Origin of the sequence: Paenibacillus sp. FSL M7-1455 (genome assembly GCF_038004655.1) — a bacterium.
Classification (GTDB): Bacteria; Bacillota; Bacilli; order Paenibacillales; family Paenibacillaceae; genus Paenibacillus_AQ; species Paenibacillus_AQ cookii.
On record NZ_JBBORO010000001.1, the window covers coordinates 4,989,232 to 5,010,234 of the forward strand.

The following is a 21,003-nucleotide window of genomic DNA, read 5'->3' on the forward strand; positions in this document are numbered from 1 at the left end:
TCACTCCGAGTAATCATAATGTCCATACATGAACTCGCTTATATGTTTTCTGAATTTTTCTGTCCAAGTCTCAAAGGCACCGTAATGTCCCAAAGAAGTTATATACAGAGGCTCTCCTCTTTTGATTTTCTCTGTATCTTTCAATGCCTTTTCTTTGGCTGCTTTTCCTTTTCTTCTAAACTCTGTTCCCGTAATTCGACTCAATATGAACTTATTAAACCCTTTTTTATGATAGAAATAAGCGGCTCCTATTTCTCCAAACTCCACGACCACAAATTCTTTGAAATAAATAAACAACACAGCAGGGTCGTTTTCCCCATCTAATTGACTGACGTCCTGAATGTCCAAGAGATACCTTTTCCAGAATTCAAATCTTCTATATTCATCATTAATCGTTTTCAGCCTAGCTACAATAAGCCAACGATTGACCTCCTCACGACCTTCCTCAGTTAAGAAAGCCCAGTCCTCATCACGTTCTCTAGGGTCATGAAGTCTCCTGATCGCTTGTTCCATAATCCGAGCGTGAAATTGTTCATGATTTCTGGCCTCCAGATAAATTTTCATAAGCTCTTGATAGGATTGCATCGGATATTTTTCAAGCATTCGAACAACGAAAGTTTCTCCATCTCGACTAATTATTTCATCTTGGTGTAGGCTTCGTTGCAATGTCTGGAACACAAGATAATCTTCAAGTTCAGATTCGGGCTTGATTTTCACCATTCTCATAAACTCGATGGATTTCATCTTTTCATTAGCCATGAGTTCGGCCAAGCCTTGTGCGATACCATTTTTGTTCATAAACACTGGCATTAGCTGTTTCGTAAGTTTTTCCTCTTCATACTCGGAATACAAGAAACTAGTTCCGTCTTTTGAATAAAATCGACGCAATAAATCCTGGATATATACGTTGTTATATTCCCCTTGAAATCCCCCCCATATCATGGAACCGATAGATGGAGAATAGTGATGATATAAAACTAAATTGATTTTCTTCTGAACGCTGTAGGATTCCTGATTGAATGGATACTCATAGACCAAAACCATTACATTGCTGCTAGACTAAAAAGTAGACATGGAGAACCGAGAATCGGGTAAAATGAATCTATCCAAATTCGAGGTGCTACCATGACGAAAAAATACGATAAAGAATTTAAACTGCAAACGATTCAGATGATCCAGGAAGAAGGAAAGGCGGTAGCGCAGGTCGCCCGCGAACTGGGGATCAGCGACAACACCCTGTATCGTTGGATGGCGGAATACAAGAAAGACGGCGCACAGGCCTTTCCAGGCAGTGGGCAACTGAAAGCCGACGATAAAGCAATGAGAGATCTTCAGAAACGCCTTCGTGATCTGGAAGAGGAGAACGACATCTTAAAAAAGGCGATGCACTACTTCGCCAAAGACCGGCGCTGATCTATGCCTTCATCCACGATCATCGCTTCAAGTGCCGCGTCTCGAAGATGTGCGAAGCCTTTGAAGTATCCCGAAGCGGCTATTACAAATGGACCCAGCGAAAAGCCAGCAAACGTGAAAAGCGACGTCGCAAGCTGGAGCGGCGGATCCGTCGTATCTTTCTGGAATCCCGTCGATTATATGGAAGCCCCAAAGTAGCAAAAGAACTGCACAAGCAGGGCCTACGAGTGTCCGAGAAAACAGTCGCTCGGATCATGAAGGAGCTAGGTTTACGTTCTCGCACGGTGAAGAAATACAAGGCCACAACCAACTCGAAGCACAACCTGCCTGTTCAAGACAACGTGTTGAACCGCGAGTTTAATCCATCCGCTCCGAACGAGGCCTGGGTGGCTGATATTACGTATATCCCGACCGATGAGGGGTGGCTATACCTGGCAAGCATCATGGACCTGTACAGTCGTAAAATCGTTGGATTTCACATGGATGAGCGAATGACGAAAGAACTCGTGTTAACGGCGCTGGACCGCGCCCACAGCCAGCAGCGACCGCGCGGAGAGGTTCTGCATCACTCGGATCGCGGCAGCCAGTACGCTTCCCATGACTACCAGGCGCGGCTGCGCACCTACAGGATGAAAGGCAGTATGAGCCGCAAAGGGAACTGCTACGATAATGCGTGTATCGAATCGTTTCACAGTGTGCTCAAGAAAGAACTTGTCTACTTGGAGAAGTTCAAAACACGCAAGCAAGCCAAGAAACGCATTTTTGAATATATTACCTGCTTCTACAATGGAAAACGAATCCATTCTGCGATTGGGTATTCTACGCCCAATGAGTACGAACGTATGTACCGATCTGCCGCATAATTTTCTCGATTCTTTGTGTCTACTCTATTGACAGAGGTACACATCTCTTTTCTTAAGAGTGTGTGCAAGTTGTTCTATTTCATCCTCGGGCGTTTGACGTATGAGTTCCAATAATTTGGGTAATCGTACCGCGCTCAATTGCGAGGCTGTAAGCTTATCTATATCCCCATACTTATTCTCTATATCCTGTCTGGCTTGGGATAACTTCTGTGGTCGAAACGAAAAAGTAAATATATATGTCTTATCGTCCATCATCCACCATCATTCCCTGAAGCTTCTCTAGTAACTGCTCGTCTTTCAATCGAAATTTAAATTCCACACGCCTTGATTTGTCCGGGTCCATCTCCCCATTTTTATCAAGGATCGGAACACTAAATGATCGACCGTTGGCTGTAATAACCGTCTTAAGCTCCTCCTGGTATTTAAACTTAGGGAAATTAGGTGCAAAGACTTGCTGAGCCACGGCTAGCGCACGATCCTGCGATAATTGAAGATTATATAGATATCCGCCATCACTATCCGTGTGACCTTCTACGATAATCTGAGCTATCTCATCTCGAAATTGATCTGACATTAAGATCTCGATATATTTCGGAATAAAATCCTCAAGATAATCAACGCCCTTTGCAGATACTGTACTACTATTTTTATCAAAGAACACGCCGCCCGAAAAACGGATCGCCCCTGTTTGCTTATCGATTTGGAGGTCCAGATTCGAATCTTTGAATGCAATCATGAGTTCCTCAATAATTTTAGATTTGACTCCAATAACATCCTCGATGAGCTTATTATTTTGGGCGATGGCCTCCTCTTTTTGCTTAATAGCCTCAGTAGCCTCATCCATTGCTTTCTTTTGCTGTTCATAAGCATTTTGTGTATCATACATGGTCACCATGATTACCAGAGCAAAAATAATCAACAAAGCAGACATTAGGTCTGTATAAGATATCCATGAACTTTCTTTTTCCTCACCTATTAGGCCCTTTGACCGTCCTAAATTACGACTTCCACGTGCCACATTTTAACCCTCCTTACCTTATGTATTTAATGTGGCACGCTTGGCCAGTCTATTGATTTCATTAACTGACTGTTTTAACTCTTGAATGACTTCCGGCATTTCTACGAGACCATCCCGCATGGAGTCAACGCCTCTGGTTAATAGGTTCACAGACTTTGTTAACTCCTCATCAAATTGTTCAAAGGTACGCATGATCCCACGATGCATATCATCTGCAAACTGATTGATGGAGGTACTCAATTGTCTGTTTAAGTCCTTCATTAACTGGCTGTTCTCTTCCCATACCGAGATCATCTTTTCCGTTCGTTCATCCATAGCTTCGACTTGATCCACCAACTCAAAGTTCACTTTCTCAATGAGCTTATCTAAGCGACTCTGCTCTTCCAATGACTGTTCTAGCATACCTCCCACTCGGCCTTGAAGTTCCGTAAAAAGAGTGGCGTTATTCTCAAATTGTTCTACTAAATGGCCAAGCTCTTCACTGGACTTTTTAGAGAGAACGGCCTGATCTGATAACGATGTGGCCAGAACTTGTTGACTATCAGCCATGTCCGTAATTCGTTCTAGATTCTGTTCCAGTAAGGTCTGCACTTTCACCTGATATTCGGTCTGTATGATGATGGATTCCACATTACTTTGTAATTTAGCAAGATGCTCGTCGAAATATTGATTAAAGACATTACGTTCCTCAACCATTCGGTCCAGTAGACCGCTCACGACAGACTGAAGCTCGCTGTTCTTAGATGTAGTATCATTTAACTGAGATACGGTACCTTCAAGAACCTTCTGATAATCCGTAATGTTGTCAGTATATTGATGAATTTCTTGTGTCAAAACTGTCGTTTTTTCAACCATTTCGGATTGATTCCGCGCAGATTGCTGCATAGATTCGACCAAGTTACTCATTTCTTCATGAACTCGCTCTTGCCATTCTACGGTTTTATTTATTGATTCGCTTAGATTCTTCATTTGCTCACCCGTGAGCTCATTCAAAGAATTCATAACCTCAGCGGTCAGTTGCTTCACTCCATCCATCTGGTTTACACTGGCACTTGTAATTAATTCATTCATCAACACTTGAGTCTGTTCCATTGGTGGTAATAATGACTGCTTTAAAGTATCGTTAAAGCCTGTTATCATCTGCGGAATTAATTGCTCAGACATAAAAATTTGAAAGTCGTTCATTTGACTTTTTTGATTTTCTAGCATTTGTTGAAGAAGGCTATTTTGGTCTTGAGTAGGAAATGCCTCGTCAAATGATTCACGGATATCGAGAAAAGCGGATTGCAATTTGGGTAGAACGATATTTTTATCAATGGCTTGCCATATTAAAGAAGCAAAAATACCAACCATTGAAGAAATAAATTTAGTCTGCATTCCATGAAGTAAAATGCCAATCCCTGACTTCATTGCCTCTGAATCGCCATTTGGATCAAGGCCCTGAACACCTGAAGCAATTCCCCAAAAGGTTCCAAGTATACCTATCGAAAGAAACATTCCCGGAACTAGTTCAACAAATCTCCTCTTACCGAAGTCGTTCACTAACTTTTCTTCTTGAATATAATCGTAAACATCAGGGATCCTCATTCCATTTTCCTGATGTATATATTTCCTATAAAAGGCATCCCATCCTGGTCGCACAAATTTCTTGAGATACTCGCCTTCTCGTTGAAGTATCCAATCATTCATTTTGTTAAAACGCTCAGGTATATCCATCTCATTCTGCAGCTCTTTCAGTATGTTCCTTATATTAGCAGCATCTCTATTTGATTCCCTAGTCTTTTGGATTTGGCGAAATAACAGCCCAATGAATAATAAAACAATAAGTGCAGCAAAAATAGGGCCTGTTAATGAGGCATTCATTCCTCTTCCTCCTCAGGTATACTTACTTGTTTATTCACAAATCACAAAGCGAGGATTCTCTTATAAAAAATGAACCCCAAGAAGGCTCAAAAATGTGTTGAGATTTACTTCGCTCCCTTATTATCCATATTTTGAGATTGATCACATGGTGTTTGCATCGATAGAATCTAATGTTGAAGAAATTTCATCGAGCTTATTATAAACATCGGACAGAGAGTTAAATAGCCCGTTCCCCACGATGTCCTCTGACATTGAATCCAACTTGTCACAAACATCAGTAATAGAATTATATAATCCATTTCCTTTAAGTTCTTCGACAGAGTTCTTTAGTTCTTCAATATTAGCGTTCATAGCATAGATTCCATTTCGGATCTCCAGTAATACCTCAATTAAACTTTCCAAAAAGATTCACCCATTTCATTTTTTCTATTGCAACATGATCTATCGAGAATTCTTATACTTTCCTTTCAAAATACTCCATCAACCGATACTCACAAATCTCTCGAGTCCATTCATATAACGTTAGATTGTCGGACTCCCTGATTTGAAATCCAATGCTAAAGCCCTCTTCTGTATATCTAACGAGTCTTTTAGCGCTTTTTGCAAGATGTGTCATAGGCATTCTTGCGATAAGCTGCGCGGTCCGTTCTAACGGAGCATCCCAGAGCTTTCGAGTTTCATTATCTGAGAAGTCAATCTCCTTTCTTTTAGGAATACTCATATAATATTCATAGAAAAATGGAGCTGCTTCTTCAGGAGTAATAGGACGCTTCCAATCATGAATACCCCGGTCAAGCATTGCAAGCAGCAGTACCATCTTATAGCTTTTACGGATAATTGTGTTTTCGATTTCAACTATCCAGCCAGAATAACGTTTGGCGACTGCCGATTCTGTTTTGTCCAGTTCTTTGGCTTCAAGTAAAAAATTATAATAAGAATCGAACAAGAGACGATACTCTTGACTATCTATCCCCCCCTGTTGATAAATCTCCAAATATGAAGGACGTCGACCAAGTCGTTTCTTAAGGCGTCGATAAGCCATCACAGCCTGCTCTTTACGTTTTCCTGAACCAATTAGTCTCTTTTCTGCAGTAATTGCTTCTTCTAGCTGTTTGACAAAGCGTTCAATGCCTTTAGGACCAACACCATTGATCTGGTTCGCTAAATTCGGTAAATCTTCAGGAATCTCTTGAATTGTAGTAGCCCTGCATTTTTCTTTAAGATACGCTAACAAAGCTCCACAGCCATTGATATTAATATCATCAAGTTTCATGTCAGCCATAGATTGCGGAAATACCAATTCCTTATTCAAAAACGACTTGCGTATTTCTGTTCCGAGTCTAGACTCTTCAGTGGTTACAATAGGCTCCACCGTAGGTTCTATAATTTGATCATCTGTTGATCCTAATAAATCCGACTTGCTCATCACTGTTTCTGAGTCCCCTAAATTTGTAAAAGCATTAACGGCCGTAGGAAGATTAGTCGGAACCATATGTTGAGCTGGTTCAATCAGAGGTAAGCTTTCATTCTCCAGTGTAATCCAACGTAACTCAGTGGGATCCTTGCCCATCATAAACCAGGCAGGTTTTCTTTTTGTGGATTGGCTTCCGTTCTTGGCAAACTTGAAATAGATTTTTTGTTCTTTAAGTGCTAACAACTCTTCTTTTAGTTCCCAACCGCCAACAATCCACATGGCCCCACCATGTTTTCGCTTGTCAACAATTGTCATTCCCTTCTCCTTCAGATACTCCCTCACTTCAATTGAACTGCGATCCGCACGGTAATCGGTTACTTTATTCGACCCTGATAAGGAGATGTCTATTTCGCTGTTGCCTTCCTTTGAACCCATGCTTGGATCATGAGTATTCCTCTGTGAATCAATTGCATTAGCGACAGTTACCTGGGTAATTGTATCCTGCAACTGTTTGAATTGCTCCGTTAAGGCGGGTAATATCTTGGCTTCCAATTGAGCGCTCAACAACTGCTCCAGTTGGTCACTTACACTGGGGTTCAGCTCACTGCCTTCTGACTCGCGTTCTGACGTTATCACTGGCATCGAGTAAACTGGCGTACTAATATCTAGTGGACCGTAAGATTCTACAAACCATTGAGCAAGCGTAAATAAATGACGATGTGCGGTTAGTGCCAGATCCCTGGGGATCGGTTTTACATCATGAGCCGCTATATTTCCATTTCGGCGAAGCCACTCAAAACTTTCTTTAATTTCTTCTGAAACAATACCTCTACGAACAAGTAGTTGCATTCGTTCATTTGGTTTTATTGCATAAACTGGTTCTACTTTCTCCATCTTTGAAACTGTAGCGGCTAGTTCTTCACTAAATAATCTGCCTTGAATGAGTGTTGCACGCGGGTTTGACCATATATCTGCTTCAGCTTGGATAACCAACGCTGCTAATGGTTCATTAACCTCACCTAAAAAGGTAAAAATTGATGACATTGATATTGCACTTCCTTTAATTCCCATCCTGAATAACAGATTGATTTTTACTTCCGTTATCCGCATTGTTTTTATTTTTCATCAGAAAAGTAACCACCGATTCGGTCCCTGCTAACTCCTAGATGATAACCCAATCTTCCGTACCCTTTCTGTCACAAAACATATGTTCCTATAAAATTTATTTTGCTTTTTCTCCATCCCCGAACACCCATTCCCTGACAACTCCAGCCACTCCTCCCTGCTAAACTAGTAACAACCAATGCAGAGAGGAGCATTCCAATGCCAACTTATATCATCTTCGATCTTGAATTCATGGTGGTTCGTAAATATCAACATCTTGCCGACATCATCGAAATCGGTGCGATTAAAATGACCGAGCAAGAAGGAACACTGGTCATGACCGATGTGTTTCATTCCTATGTAAAGCCTTCGAGACAGTACAAATTAACACCGGAAACGACGCCGTTTACGGGGATTACACAGGATCAAGTCGATCAAGCACCGTCTTTTCCCGAAGCGCTAAAGGCTTTTCAAGAGTGGATCGGCGAAGCGCCCTATTATTTATGCGCGTGGGGTATGGACGATAAATATCAGTTCATCCAGCATTGCCGGTATCATCAGATCTCCTTGGATTGGCTGCAAAATTATAACGATCTTCAGCTGGCGTTTACTCGACTTCACCAATCGGATCATCGACAGAGGATCGGATTGAAACGGGCGCTAGACCTGTTGCAGCTCCCATTCATCGGAGAGCCGCATCGAGCCACCGATGATGCCTATAACACCGCCAAAGTCTTTCTTTCGATCTTCCCTAACATCCAGTTGGTTACGAATAATGCCGCAGAAGATCAACTGTGCGTCTCGGAAATGGTATATTCCACAGGCTCGGAGGAGAACCGCCCATTCAGTAAACTGGCGGAAATGCTGGGAATGGCGCAATAGTGCCGTTCCTTATTCCCCCTCATACAGCTTGCGCCATCGTTCAAGCCGTTCCTTCATTCGTTCCCGGTAAGATAGCGGAGCCAGAATTTCAGCATCCGGCCCGTACTGACTTACCCAGTTTATAAACTCCCGGTCGTGATTCAAGGTAACCTCGAACAACAAACTGCCGTCCGGCAAGTCCTTCATTCTTGGTCTGACGAACATCTCCTCTTCCTTGATGTATCGTGCGACATCCGGCGAGAATTTCACTTTGAAATGGATTTGTTCCTCGCCGCGTTCAATCGACCAGGTGTTCTTCATATAATTCTTCAGGTTAAAGTCCCCGCGCTCGAAAGTGCGGCTGGTCATCTCCATAGAGCGGAAACGGCTCAGACGAAAGGTCCGAATATCCTTCGCCTGATGGCAATACCCAATCAGATAGAATCGTTGGTCCCTCGGGACGAGGTAGTACGGATCGATCTCCCGTTCCGTTTGTTGGTTCCGGCTCTGCGTATGATATACAACGGTGATCGTCTTTTCTTCCACAATGGCCTGAATGACTTGATATAGATAGTTGGGAGCATCCTCCCGATATGCGGGAGACCCCATCTGGATAATATCCGTGACATGTTTCAGAATTTCCCGATCCCGCTTCTTCTGCCGAAAATGAGCGGCCATAACCTTGTCATACGCCGTGTCGAATCCCGGCGGCATATTGCTCTGGTCGACAAAGGAAGGGAGCATGGAGAAGACCAACGCCTCCTGCTGCGTCCAATTGAATGGAAACATGGCAAAATCCCCGGCGAACGTGTAGCCTTTACCGTACCCTTCGTTGGTAATCGGCGCTACGAGGTCTAGTGAACGTAAATCCCGGTATATCGTTCTTTCCTCCGCTTCACATCGTTCCGCCAATTCCTTGGCGCTGATCCCCGGCCTTGCTTGGATGGCATAAATAATTTTGAACCATCTGAACAACTTATCGGACATAGTTCAATTCTCCTGTTATCTATTCATTTATGGTAAATACACACTTCGACAATATCCGCCCATATCCTTCCATAGAACTAAAAAAGCCTCCCCAAATCAAATAGCGAACTTAGAGTCCTACGCAACTCGCCCGCAGTATTATGTAAGACCGGGAAGAATTACGAAGTTGCTAGCACGATGGAGCTAGTGTCACAGCACTACATATCGCCCGATCCCTGCAAAATATAGCCCTGCTTCTTTCACTTTGAAGCCAAAGGTGCGTTCCCATTCCGAAGCGTAGACAAGGACCTGAGGACGATAAAAATTAACGAACGTCTCCAGAGCACCCTCCTCGACGTGATCGGTCTTGAAGTCAACTATGACCCAGCCGTCTTCTTCTTCGAACAGAAAATCGATGACGCCTCGCAAATAAGCATGCTTCACAGCATCATCCCCGATTGCCGAAGCCGGGGCCGCTTCGAGCTTTATGTCTTCCATTGCCATGTTGTTGAATGACTTAAGCTCCGCGGCGTTCTTCCTAAGTAACAGGGGCAGCTCGAATAACCGGCGGCGTGCACGCAAGCTTCGCTGCCACAGTTCGCTGACCAGGATGCTTTGCGCAACCCGTGCGGCTTCGGGGATGTACTCTGCTGCCAATCCTTCTTCGCTCGCAAGCCAATGTACGGCCTCATCCAGATCCGACTCCGCCAATCCCTTGCCGAGCATTTCCAGCGTGCGATGGACAACGCTGCCGAATGCCATCCCTTTCCCCTCCGAGGACCATTCCGGACGGTCATGGAGCGTCTTGGTCTGTTCCGTTACCGACAGCAGCGAATAGGTAGGGCGGCTTATATCATCCAATTGGCGCTGACGAGCAGCCCGAATGCCGAGGATATCCGGTCCTTCGGTTAACTCCGTTTTTGACAATTGTATGCGTTCAGGAACCTGAAGCTCCGGAAGCTCTGGCATTCCTTCAACGAGCGGGGTCCAAGGGCATTTGGCCGGCTGCTCGGGATATAAACTGATCACCAGCATTTGCTTGGGCCGCGTGGCTGCTACATACAGCAACCGATCTTTCTCTGCCTTTGCAAATGTCCGCTCCCGCTCACTCATTACGTCCCAACCGGGAGGCTGCGCAGCTATTTTCGGATGAAATCCCCCTGTTTTCTTATGGATCGTAAAATACCCGGCTGCCGGGTCAGAAGACCGATCGATATATTGCGCAGGCTCGTGTTCGGATTCTTCGCATGGACCCGCAAGAATGACGACAGCCGCCTCCAGCCCTTTGGCTTTATGCAGATTCATCACACGGACGGCTTGATCGCCTCCGACATACAGACTCGAGGTTTCCATCCCTTGGCATGCTCTTTCCATCAATCCGCATAGTTCACTCCAGCTTGAAGCAGCCCTCGCATCGCTGTGCACAAGCTGCATCAATCCGACCAAGGTTCCCGCGCGTACCGAACCAGCGGGCAATGCCGATACATACGGTATGATCCCTAAATCTTCGACGATAAGACTGAAGGCTGCCGCTGCATGTAATGTACGGACCCATTCCGAATACATGCGCAATCTGGCCAGCGCTGCGCCAACCGGCTGCGCATTTTCACTCAGTTCTGCCTGCGATATCGATTCGTGTATGGATATCCGGCTGCCCTCCTGCTTATAGACCCACAACTGCTGGTCGCTTAATCCAAATAACATGCCGCGCAGAACCGCGAGCAATGCAGGCTGATCGGAGGCGTCTTCAAGACAGCGGACCAGCTGCCATAGCATCAGCATTTCTTCATAAGCGGCCGTACTTCCGGAAGTATCGGCAGGAATACCGCTTAGGTCCAGCTGTTCCGCATAGACATGAATGAATGTTTTCGTCTTGGTGAGAATCAGGAAGTCCCCCGGAACTGCATTCCGGCTTGTGCCGTCCCTCTGGATGATCTGCAGGTTGCCGTCGGTGCAAGCCCATGAAATATAACTTGCGATACGCTTGGCATCTTCCAGGGCAGCCGCTGCTTTTCCCCCGATAATCTTGGGATAGTTCAACACGTATACACCTTGCCCTGCTGCTTGGGACGAGAGCTCCCAGTCCATCTCCATCTTCGCGAACGCTGCTTGATATTCCGTCTCAACAGAAGGAAATTTGTCTATAAACCGACTGTTGATATATTCGCCGATCGATGGAACGGAACGGAAATTAGACGTTAATTTAAGCACACCCCCGCACTCGCGGATTCGCGCTTTGACCTCGTTATAAATCGAGATATCTGCCCTGCGAAAACGATAGATTGACTGCTTCGGATCTCCCACCAGAAATAACGAGCCGGGACGCGGTTTCAGCCGCCTCCAGTGCAGATTCTCCATTCCCAACTCGGTAACGCCTGTGAGTAGGAAAATAAGCTCAGCTTGCACCGGATCTGTGTCCTGAAATTCATCAACGAGGATCCGTTGGTATTTTTGTGCAAAGTAATTCCGAACTTCAAGATGGTCGCGAAGCAGCCTGGCAGTTTCTACGAGCAGGTCCTGAAAATTCAACCGTCCTGCAGATAAGCGGCGTTCCTGGCAATAGAGAATAGCCGGGCGAACGAACGCAATCAGCTTCGGGTATAAATATTCTCGCCATTCCTTAAGAAAGGGAAATAACACGGTTTCCTGCCAATCGATAAATCTGGTCTTCAGCTGGGCTGCCTGCTCTTTGGATGTCCATCGCTTCTGCGTTACATGGATCTTGCTCTCGAACTGCTCTGCAATCTCAAGAATGCGCATATCATCCTTCACGTCGATCAGCCGCAGTTTTTGACAATTTGTACGTACAAGCGTTTGAAGCTTGTCCCATCCTTGGTCAGGCTCAGTCGATGGTATATACGGCGCTGCCGCCTCAAGCAGTGGAAAGAGCGTATCCCGAATGCGGTCGAAGTCTGGATACAGTCGTTCTTGACAAGGCAGCTCGACATCGGAGAATGTGGTTACCCGATCATAAACATCCCGCAGTGTATTCACATCAACGCCGAGCAACGATAGCTCGTCCAAGAGCCGCAGCTGCGCTTCATTCAATTCCGTAATATACTCATCCCAACAGGCATCCCGAAAGAGCTTGTCCTCTTCTTCGGCCATCTCCTCAAAATACGGATCCAGCCCTGCTTCAATTGGACGCTCCCGCAGCAGCAATGCGCAGAAGGAATGGATCGTTCCAATAAACATGAGGTCCAGCTTGCTTAGAGCATCCGAATATCGACGGCGGCTCGTTGAACCGAGTTCAGCTGTTCGATTAGCGTTTTCCAACGCGACCCGGAATCGTTCCTTGAGCTCCCCGGCAGCTTTATTCGTAAATGTGATCGCTGCGATTTGTTCTGCCTCCACACCATGATCAATTAAGGCAAGAAGCCTGCCTACCAAGCTGGTCGTTTTACCCGATCCGGCCCCTGCCTCCACAAGCAGCGTCGTATCTAAATCATGAAGGACTCGATGACGGTCTGCTTGATCCGCCGGCAAGTTTAATAAACTGGATTCAATCAATGCCTTCCACCTCCCGCAGTGAACCTAGTACAGCTGCATTGACAGCAGCATCCCGTTTATTCCCCATCCACTCGGCGTGCGAGCCGCACACGGATTGGTACTTGCACCACGTACATGTCTTAACATCTTTAGCTGGAATAAACAGACCTTGATTCATGGAATCCAGAAGTTTAGAGATGATGTCGCCTAATTCCTCCCTGCGGTCTTGCTTCCTCCTGATATACTCTCCTCTTCCCCGTACGGTTGGAAAAGCATATTCCGCTTCGGTTACCCTGGCCTCAATATCTTTGCCTGTTACGTGAAGCCACTGTTCAACCGCGATGGAGTACAGGGCATGCTGAAGCTGTGTTCCTCCGCTGAAATATTCGGCTGAGGCATATTTCTTCATATTGCCTGTTTTATAATCAATGATTCGATATTCATGAGGGCCGATGCGGTCCACCCGATCGACGAACCCTTTCAATTTCACTTGCATGCCGTCCGGCAATGTCAGCTCCATCGGCTCACCCTCAGCTGTACCTAGCTCCAATTCGAAATAGCAGGGCTGTTCGGTCTTCCCTTCTTCCTTCCTGTAAAAAACCTCTGCATCGCGCCGGATCTCATCGCATTCCTTCTTCTGTATATGCAGGCTGGGAGCCGGTATGGACTTCGCGGCATCATCAAGTGCTTGGTCTACAATCCTATGCAGCTTGCGTCTGTCATGCTGCGGCGGATTCGTACCGAACTCCGTAACCTCCTCTAAATACAGCCTGTAAATATGATGCAGGAGCGTTCCCCGTTCATCGGCCTGCAGCCAACGGGCACGGTCAAAGACAGGAATTTCTTTAGGACGCAGTCTTAACACGGAATAAAAGTAGTATTGCAGTCCGCATGCCGCATATTTCTCCAGTTGACTCACACTGATGGCTTGTTGCCCCAGTATGCCATCCGAACCCTCTTTGTTCGTGCTCAGCCACCCGTCATAAACCGACAGCCTTTCATCTTGGCGATTCACCTGTGCCAGATATCCCTGCGCCAAAGCCGGATAAGCATGTGATACGGCCTTCCATCCATCTCTTGTTCCGCTTGAATCCCGAAGATATTGCGCCCATACATCGATCTCATCATATGTACTTCTTCGTTCTTCCGGATGCAGCACATCCATTACGCTGTACGGCTGCCCTAATACCCTCTCTAAAGCGCTGAAATCCTGCGTGTCATCCCCAGATTGCAGCCTCATTATTTGCAGCATCTCGAATGCAGGACTTCGGCCTTCCCGCTCCCCCGGATCGTACGAAGTATAACTAAGCCACAATTCCCCGCGTATGAGTGATAACCGTGCATCACGAAGGTTTCTGATTTGTTTGGCTTGTTCACGGACCAGTTGTAAATGTGTAGATACCGCCGTCCGCTCTTCATCCAGCAACAGAGGATCCTGCATGATCGGCATGCTCCAGGCCCGCTCATCCATGCCGACGATCCATGTTCGGTATCTTCCGCTAAAGCCGCCGTTGTGGATGGAAGTAACATGAACTGCCCCAGGCTTCGGTGTTGCACCGACCCGGATCCGTATGCCGTTCAAGATTTCAGTTACATATCGTACCGCCCACTCGGGCGTCATGGACCCAACTCGGATTCCCGATAGACGTGTGCTCCAAGCTTGAATGGCGGTTTTTACGTTCTGGTCGTCGCTCGAATGAAGAGGTACATGCTTCTCAACAAAATCCCCCAACCATTCGAGCAACAGATTGGGCCTCCACTCGCTTCCTTCCGGAAGCTTGTCGAACCAGCCTTGAAGCACCTCATGCAGCTTCATTCCAAGCTCCTGCTGACCGTCCCCCATGCGTTGTCGGGAATCAAGTATTCCGGCATAGCGATGTCTGCCCCAGCCGATTCCGCTCTGCTCCAGCAGGCGAATCCAACCCCCGGCGGATGCTTGCTGGTCAGCGATTTGCAGGCATCCGCTGCGAAGCATCTCCGTAAGGCGAGCCACGGGGAACCCTTCCTTAATCCAAGCAAGAATGGCTAGAGCAGCCTTACCTGCCGTACAGTAGGAGATCGGAAGCCCATTGGAGAAGGTACACGGGACCCCCGATGCCTCGGCCTGCGAGTAAAGTACAGGCGCATATCGTTCGTAATCCGACAACATGATTTCCATCTGATCCAGCGGCTCGGGCTCTGCAATCATTCTGCGAAACCCTTCGCGAACTTCAGCTAAACTTCCAGCGGCGCGAAACATCATTAGTCGATTGTTAGAGAATCTTGCATGAGAATAAAAAGGCTCATCGAAATTGATAATGTCCAGCTGGCTCCCGGCTATTTTCTCGATTAGATCCCATTCCATTCTCGACCATCCGGCAGGCTGCAGAAGTAAAAATCTTGTGTTATCCGCAGTTGGACTACAATACTCGGCCAAACCCGCAAAGTCCGTCAGCGCCTGCTCCTTGAGGTAAGCCTCATAACGATCAAGCAATTGTTGGAGATACAAGCCCTTGCTCTCGTTCGAAAAGTCCTTCGGATGTATGTCTCCGGAACGAACCCCAGCCAACCGTAATTCAACGAGGGACTGATGAACTTTACGGACCACCCCGGGGTTTAGCATTGATTGGTGCGTAATATAACTATGCGGATCTGCTTCGGCCTGATGCAGCATTAGCTGTCGAATCACCCAGAACGCTTCCTCGTCCTCAAGAAAACGTATCTTTCGACGCGACAGCTCGAATGCCGTATTGGCATGCACCATGCCCTGAAGTGTCCCAACTTCCACATTAAAAACAGAACCGAAACGTTCGCAAATTCGCTCTAGCAATTGGTGGCCTTGCGAATAGGACGGGACAATCAGCATCTTAGGGGACAGCGGATCTTCTTTTATTTTCTGATACAATCGATCTATTAGGTCCATGCCAATCCTCCTCCCTTGTAATTCTATATACCTACATTCGCCAAATTTTCCATTGCCCCCTTCCTAAATCCGCAACAAAAAACAAAATACGCCAATTTTCCTCATTTCCAGGGAAAAGATTGATGTTCTGTTTGGAGAAATATATCGAGTGATGCTATTCCTTCCATAAGCTCAACAATAGCCAGATCCTTCACAACAAACCGGATCACGCCGTAAACTTGTTGTTCAAATGAATCATAGATCCGACCAGCGCTCCGACATCCTTTTGGTACCGTATGCGTGCTGTTCGCAACGTAACCGATCTTGCCAATCGGAGAAATAACCGCCTGGATCGCCTCCTCGTCATACGGATTGTCAGGATCTTTAACGAGCCGTACGACCATTCCTGGCTTCAAAAAACTTGAGCCGAAATAGTGTGAGGTACCGGTAATTGCAACAAAAATCTGTTCCATGCATCCCATCTCTCCACTTCTAACTGAAAATCATACTTTATGTATCGGGAAATATAACTTCGTATTATTCATAATATCATTGATGATCTTATTCTATATTTCGGAATGAACAGATGTTTGTCAGCGAATACATGTTCTAATGAAAAAATCTTCACACGCCAGTCGTGTGAAGATCTGGTCAGGATTTTGCTGTATAAGAGGATTCAATACTAGTGTTCTAGAATTATACATTATTCGACAATTCACTATTGCTGATAGGAGTGACTGAATTGGACGTACGAAAATTAGGAGAAATATTAAGCGATATGTATAATCGCGCCCCGCATGGAAGACAGGTGACCATGATTCATCTCTTTGGAATTAAATATGCGGATGTTATTCTTACTAACCATCTGAGTATTAAGGAGATTGTTGGCTTCTCCGGTATAAATCCTTCTTATGCTAAGGAAGTAAATAAAGGAATAAATTTATCGGAGTTTGTGATACCGAAAGAATAGAATTCTACAATTAAGACCCCATCATTCCTGATGGGGTCTTGGGGTCGACAAGATGTTACACCGTTATTCTATTTCTATAACATAGAATTTGCTTTGAGCATTTAAGTCATTCCATTCAACCTTATAGTTGCCCTCTAAAGTAATATATTCTTCATTTTTACCGGAGCCTGTCGGTTTGTATATATCTCCGTAAACCACATATTCTTCTCTGAAAATTTGTAGATGCCTTTATTATTTTTCCCATGGTAAAATGGTTTGTCAGATACAAGAACAACGCAAGCCGTTTTAGTGAACCTTACGCTCAAACTGAACTTTTTATTGGGGGAGACATTCTCTTAGAAAAATCCCCAACTCATGTTGCAGGCTGAACTCATTATAAATTTCAATATGGCTTTCTTGAACGTACTTAAAGAATTCTAATATGCTCTTTTTCAGTTCTAGCAAGTCACCTTATTCCGTAGAAATACCCCAAAACTAGCATCAATGACATGCTTCTAGCCCATATGAATTTGTAGTGCTCCCGGTCTGTTAATGTTCAATCTATACCAAAAGCCTCGATCATTTTGACTCGTTGGCTGAGACGACTGCTGCAATCCTTGAAGTAAATATCTGATCTTCTCTTCAGTTAGTAGCCGCTTTAATGATTGGACTGCTTCTCCCATAAGGGTTAATTTTCATTTCGCCCTTCCTCCTTACCATATGATTAATTTGTGACAGAGATTAAATTAGGCATACTTCCATCATCTGCCCGTTCCAAATATGCCTTGATTCGCAACCAGTCGGACTTTTGCTGTTCAAAAGGTCTGTTTCTCCGTCCTAAACTGCCGCAGTGGAAGACCGGAAATACTGCTGTATTCCTGCCAACGATAATCGGTGATTCCCTTTCAACCAATTTTTTGAAGTTTATACCTTTATAACCATACTCACGTAATAATGACTTGGTAGCCTTTTCTCCCAATGTGACAACAACTTTGGGTTGAACGATCTCCTCAATGAGAGGTTTAAGAAATGAGGACACGCAATTTCGAAGCCACGATCCTCTCACTTTACCTGCTAGTCCGCCTTCTGTTTTCATGCACAAGATAGCATTGGTGAAAAATAAATCAGTGTACCTCTGTCAATAGAGTAGACACAAAGAATCGAGAAAATTATGCGGCAGATCGGTACATACGTTCGTACTCATTGGGCGTAGAATACCCAATCGCAGAATGGATTCGTTTTCCATTGTAGAAGCAGGTAATATATTCAAAAATGCGTTTCTTGGCTTGCTTGCGTGTTTTGAACTTCTCCAAGTAGACAAGTTCTTTCTTGAGCACACTGTGAAACGATTCGATACACGCATTATCGTAGCAGTTCCCTTTGCGGCTCATACTGCCTTTCATCCTGTAGGTGCGCAGCCGCGCCTGGTAGTCATGGGAAGCGTACTGGCTGCCGCGATCCGAGTGATGCAGAACCTCTCCGCGCGGTCGCTGCTGGCTGTGGGCGCGGTCCAGCGCCGTTAACACGAGTTCTTTCGTCATTCGCTCATCCATGTGAAATCCAACGATTTTACGACTGTACAGGTCCATGATGCTTGCCAGGTATAGCCACCCCTCATCGGTCGGGATATACGTAATATCAGCCACCCAGGCCTCGTTCGGAGCGGATGGATTAAACTCGCGGTTCAACACGTTGTCTTGAACAGGCAGGTTGTGCTTCGAGTTGGTTGTGGCCTTGTATTTCTTCACCGTGCGAGAACGTAAACCTAGCTCCTTCATGATCCGAGCGACTGTTTTCTCGGACACTCGTAGGCCCTGCTTGTGCAGTTCTTTTGCTACTTTGGGGCTTCCATATAATCGACGGGATTCCAGAAAGATACGACGGATCCGCCGCTCCAGCTTGCGACGTCGCTTTTCACGTTTGCTGGCTTTTCGCTGGGTCCATTTGTAATAGCCGCTTCGGGATACTTCAAAGGCTTCGCACATCTTCGAGACGCGGCACTTGAAGCGATGATCGTGGATGAAGGCATAGATCAGCGCCGGTCTTTGGCGAAGTAGTGCATCGCCTTTTTTAAGATGTCGTTCTCCTCTTCCAGATCACGAAGGCGTTTCTGAAGATCTCTCATTGCTTTATCGTCGGCTTTCAGTTGCCCACTGCCTGGAAAGGCCTGTGCGCCGTCTTTCTTGTATTCCGCCATCCAACGATACAGGGTGTTGTCGCTGATCCCCAGTTCGCGGGCGACCTGCGCTACCGCCTTTCCTTCTTCCTGGATCATCTGAATCGTTTGCAGTTTAAATTCTTTATCGTATTTTTTCGTCATGGTAGCACCTCGAATTTGGATAGATTCATTTTACCCGATTCTCGGTTCTCCATGTCTACTTTTTAGTCTAGCAGCACAGCGTGTTTGTTTTTAGCGGTACTTTCGTCAATGTCCACGCCGGCAATATTTAATAATTGAATCAATGCGCGATTGGTTGAGCTATTGTCTACATTACATACCCCTTCTTGTTTCTCCAGCGTATTGAAATCCCCCCAATCCTGGCCGACAACCATCATTTTTGCATCCAAGCTGCCCTGCCACTCTGTCCAGTGCCCGATTTCATTCGTATCGAATCGCCCGTTCAGCGCTTGGCTCGGATTTATTAGTTCACACTGCGCAGGATCACACATCGTGCAATTCTTCCGTTGATTGACCAATGCTAGGTAAGCCATTTGTTTGTCGGTGATACTCATACGATCCCTCCTCACTTTTGATATATATTCCGTCAGTTGCCATACCCAATCCACCTAATCATACAGCGTCTTAAATCATCAGGATAGTATTCAAATTGTATGGTACAATCCAATTCTTCGATACTCGTAGAATTGGAGTCATTTTCGCCATCGGCAGCCTGGTGATCGTCCTCATTCACAAAAAAAAGAATTTTTTTGCGGCACTCCCCCTATAAACTCACGGTAAATGGCACTTCAGCTTTCAGGTGTTTCAGCAGCCTATCAGTTAGCGTCATGGAACTGCTCCTTCCGTCAGATCCGCCCAGCGCGTCGCTGATGGTCTACTTTCCGACCCAATAGCGCCCCCTTCGCCACCAACCGATTGCCACATTCATCCGAAATAAACCAAACATAAAAATACCCCCTCACGCTAGACAGGCAAAATCATAAAACCTGTCTCCGTAAGGGGAGCATCTCAAAATCTCTTACCGCTTCACTCCGCCTTCTCCAACAACGTTTCCGTAGTGAGCGTAAAGCCCTCAATAACTGCATCTTCGTCAACCTCAATCATAATGCAGCATTTGCCTTGAAAGCTCACCTGCTTAATATACCTTAAATCCTGTGGACTGATGGTAATTGTGGCTACCTTGGTATCGGATCTTGATCGATTTTGACGTGAATTTCGGGATCACGCTGTTTGCCTTCAGGTCATAGTTCTTATCGTCAACGATGGTAGTTAATGGTACTACTGTACCTAGTAGTTCATTTTCGAGTCCTCAATTAGATCATGCTTATGTTACTCGCGACAGTAATAACACTGTAACAATTATTGTAGATAGTTCGTTATATAAATAACGTATTTAATAGGCAATGGATACAATGATATCTATTGTCTATTAAACATCAAAGGAGGAATTTGCAAAATGAAAACTACGGTAAAATTATTAATTTCGACTATAGCGATTTCCATGATACTTGGGGTAAATGCGGCCCTTGCTTCCCGAGAAAAACCTTCAATCTTCGTAAATAATGAGAAAATGGATATTTACGCAAGCGTAACATATAGTGGAACCACCTTAGTCCCGATGAGGCCTATTTTTGAAAAATTCGGTATGACTGTAGTTTGGGATAATAAGACGAAGTCAGCTACCGCGACAAAAGGTGGAACATCAATCAAACTTATTCATAATTCCAATGAGGCTTACGTAAATGGAAAAGTTCAAGTTTTGAATCAGGTCCCTAGTTTTAATCCAGACAACAGTACTTTTTATGTAAACCTCAGATTTATCGCTGAGACATTAGGAGCAAATGTCGAATGGAAAAAAACAGCTAATGATTCATCAATATATATTAATTTTCCTCAAAATTAATATACTGCCAAGTAAACCGAGGCCCTTGCATTAGCTCCAGCGTCCGGGAATCAAGCAGAAACATAGCATGATTAAAAGCCGCAACTAAGCGGCTTTTTTC

The 21,003-nt window shown here is 45.3% G+C and carries 15 protein-coding genes and 2 pseudogenes; 4 read left to right on the forward strand and 13 right to left on the reverse strand.

What is annotated here, in order from left to right; genetic code table 11:
* Complete coding sequence (locus NYE48_RS22865; protein ID WP_341000062.1) at positions 1–1,044, reverse strand: hypothetical protein; 1,044 nt, start codon at positions 1,042–1,044, stop codon at positions 1–3.
* Positions 1,045–1,125: 81 nt separating this feature from the next.
* Between NYE48_RS22865 and NYE48_RS22870 the strand changes: the two genes are divergently transcribed.
* A protein-coding gene (locus NYE48_RS22870; protein WP_197070104.1) for an IS3 family transposase occupies positions 1,126–2,276 on the forward strand; the annotation gives its coding sequence in 2 pieces (ribosomal slippage) (positions 1,126–1,381 and positions 1,381–2,276; 1,152 coding nt in all).
* A gap of 241 nt (positions 2,277–2,517) precedes the next feature.
* Here NYE48_RS22870 and NYE48_RS22875 read toward each other — a convergent pair.
* From NYE48_RS22875 to NYE48_RS22890, 4 genes are all read right to left on the reverse strand, one after another.
* Positions 2,518–3,294 (reverse strand): OmpA family protein, encoded by a 777-nt coding sequence (locus NYE48_RS22875; RefSeq protein ID WP_341000063.1) that lies wholly within the window; start codon positions 3,292–3,294, stop codon positions 2,518–2,520.
* A gap of 18 nt (positions 3,295–3,312) precedes the next feature.
* Positions 3,313–5,157, reverse strand: coding sequence for a hypothetical protein (locus tag NYE48_RS22880; RefSeq protein WP_341000064.1), 1,845 nt, complete (start codon positions 5,155–5,157; stop codon positions 3,313–3,315).
* A 141-nt stretch (positions 5,158–5,298) separates the two neighbouring features.
* Entirely contained in the window at positions 5,299–5,559 is a 261-nt protein-coding gene (locus NYE48_RS22885) for a hypothetical protein (RefSeq protein WP_341000065.1), read from the reverse strand.
* Between the two features lie 52 nt (positions 5,560–5,611).
* A complete protein-coding gene (locus NYE48_RS22890) occupies positions 5,612–7,615 on the reverse strand; it encodes a DUF4145 domain-containing protein (RefSeq protein WP_341000066.1) in 2,004 nt (667 codons plus the stop codon).
* A gap of 279 nt (positions 7,616–7,894) precedes the next feature.
* Between NYE48_RS22890 and NYE48_RS22895 the strand changes: the two genes are divergently transcribed.
* Positions 7,895–8,557 (forward strand): 3'-5' exonuclease, encoded by a 663-nt coding sequence (locus NYE48_RS22895; protein ID WP_341000067.1) that lies wholly within the window; start codon positions 7,895–7,897, stop codon positions 8,555–8,557.
* Between the two features lie 9 nt (positions 8,558–8,566).
* Here the strand turns inward: NYE48_RS22895 and NYE48_RS22900 are convergent, their stop codons facing one another.
* From NYE48_RS22900 to NYE48_RS22915, 4 genes are all read right to left on the reverse strand, one after another.
* Positions 8,567–9,523 carry a helix-turn-helix transcriptional regulator gene (locus NYE48_RS22900; RefSeq protein ID WP_341000068.1) on the reverse strand — a complete coding sequence of 319 codons (957 nt, stop codon included), beginning with the start codon at positions 9,521–9,523 and terminating at the stop codon, positions 8,567–8,569.
* 189 nt (positions 9,524–9,712) lie between these two features.
* The gene (locus NYE48_RS22905) at positions 9,713–13,012 is read right to left on the reverse strand and encodes a UvrD-helicase domain-containing protein (protein WP_341000069.1); all 3,300 of its coding nucleotides are present in this window, start codon (positions 13,010–13,012) and stop codon (positions 9,713–9,715) included.
* Positions 13,005–15,893 (reverse strand): PD-(D/E)XK nuclease family protein, encoded by a 2,889-nt coding sequence (locus NYE48_RS22910; protein WP_341000070.1) that lies wholly within the window; start codon positions 15,891–15,893, stop codon positions 13,005–13,007. Before NYE48_RS22910 ends, NYE48_RS22905 begins: the two co-directional genes overlap by 8 nt.
* 101 nt (positions 15,894–15,994) lie before the next feature.
* Positions 15,995–16,345, reverse strand: a complete 351-nt coding sequence (locus tag NYE48_RS22915; RefSeq protein WP_341000071.1) for an HIRAN domain-containing protein — start codon at positions 16,343–16,345, stop codon at positions 15,995–15,997.
* A gap of 269 nt (positions 16,346–16,614) precedes the next feature.
* On the opposite strand from NYE48_RS22915, the gene NYE48_RS22920 reads away from it, so the two are divergent.
* Positions 16,615–16,842 carry an HTH-like domain-containing protein gene (locus tag NYE48_RS22920; RefSeq protein WP_341000072.1) on the forward strand — a complete coding sequence of 76 codons (228 nt, stop codon included), beginning with the start codon at positions 16,615–16,617 and terminating at the stop codon, positions 16,840–16,842.
* Positions 16,843–17,545: 703 nt separating this feature from the next.
* Here NYE48_RS22920 and NYE48_RS28265 read toward each other — a convergent pair.
* The 4 genes and pseudogenes from NYE48_RS28265 to NYE48_RS22935 form a co-directional block, all read right to left on the reverse strand.
* A pseudogene (locus tag NYE48_RS28265) lies at positions 17,546–17,935 on the reverse strand (uracil-DNA glycosylase family protein); the annotation flags it as partial.
* 55 nt (positions 17,936–17,990) lie between these two features.
* A protein-coding gene (locus tag NYE48_RS22925) for an IS3 family transposase (RefSeq protein ID WP_197070104.1) occupies positions 17,991–19,141 on the reverse strand; the annotation gives its coding sequence in 2 pieces (ribosomal slippage) (positions 17,991–18,886 and positions 18,886–19,141; 1,152 coding nt in all).
* Between the two features lie 62 nt (positions 19,142–19,203).
* On the reverse strand, positions 19,204–19,554 hold the full coding sequence (locus NYE48_RS22930; protein WP_341000073.1) for a hypothetical protein: 351 nt from the start codon (positions 19,552–19,554) through the stop codon (positions 19,204–19,206).
* Between the two features lie 472 nt (positions 19,555–20,026).
* Positions 20,027–20,267 (reverse strand): annotated as a pseudogene (locus NYE48_RS22935) (DUF4317 family protein); the annotation flags it as partial.
* A 189-nt stretch (positions 20,268–20,456) separates the two neighbouring features.
* Here NYE48_RS22935 and NYE48_RS22940 point away from each other — a divergent pair.
* On the forward strand, positions 20,457–20,903 hold the full coding sequence (locus NYE48_RS22940; RefSeq protein ID WP_341000074.1) for a copper amine oxidase N-terminal domain-containing protein: 447 nt from the start codon (positions 20,457–20,459) through the stop codon (positions 20,901–20,903).
* Positions 20,904–21,003: the final 100 nt, after the last annotated feature.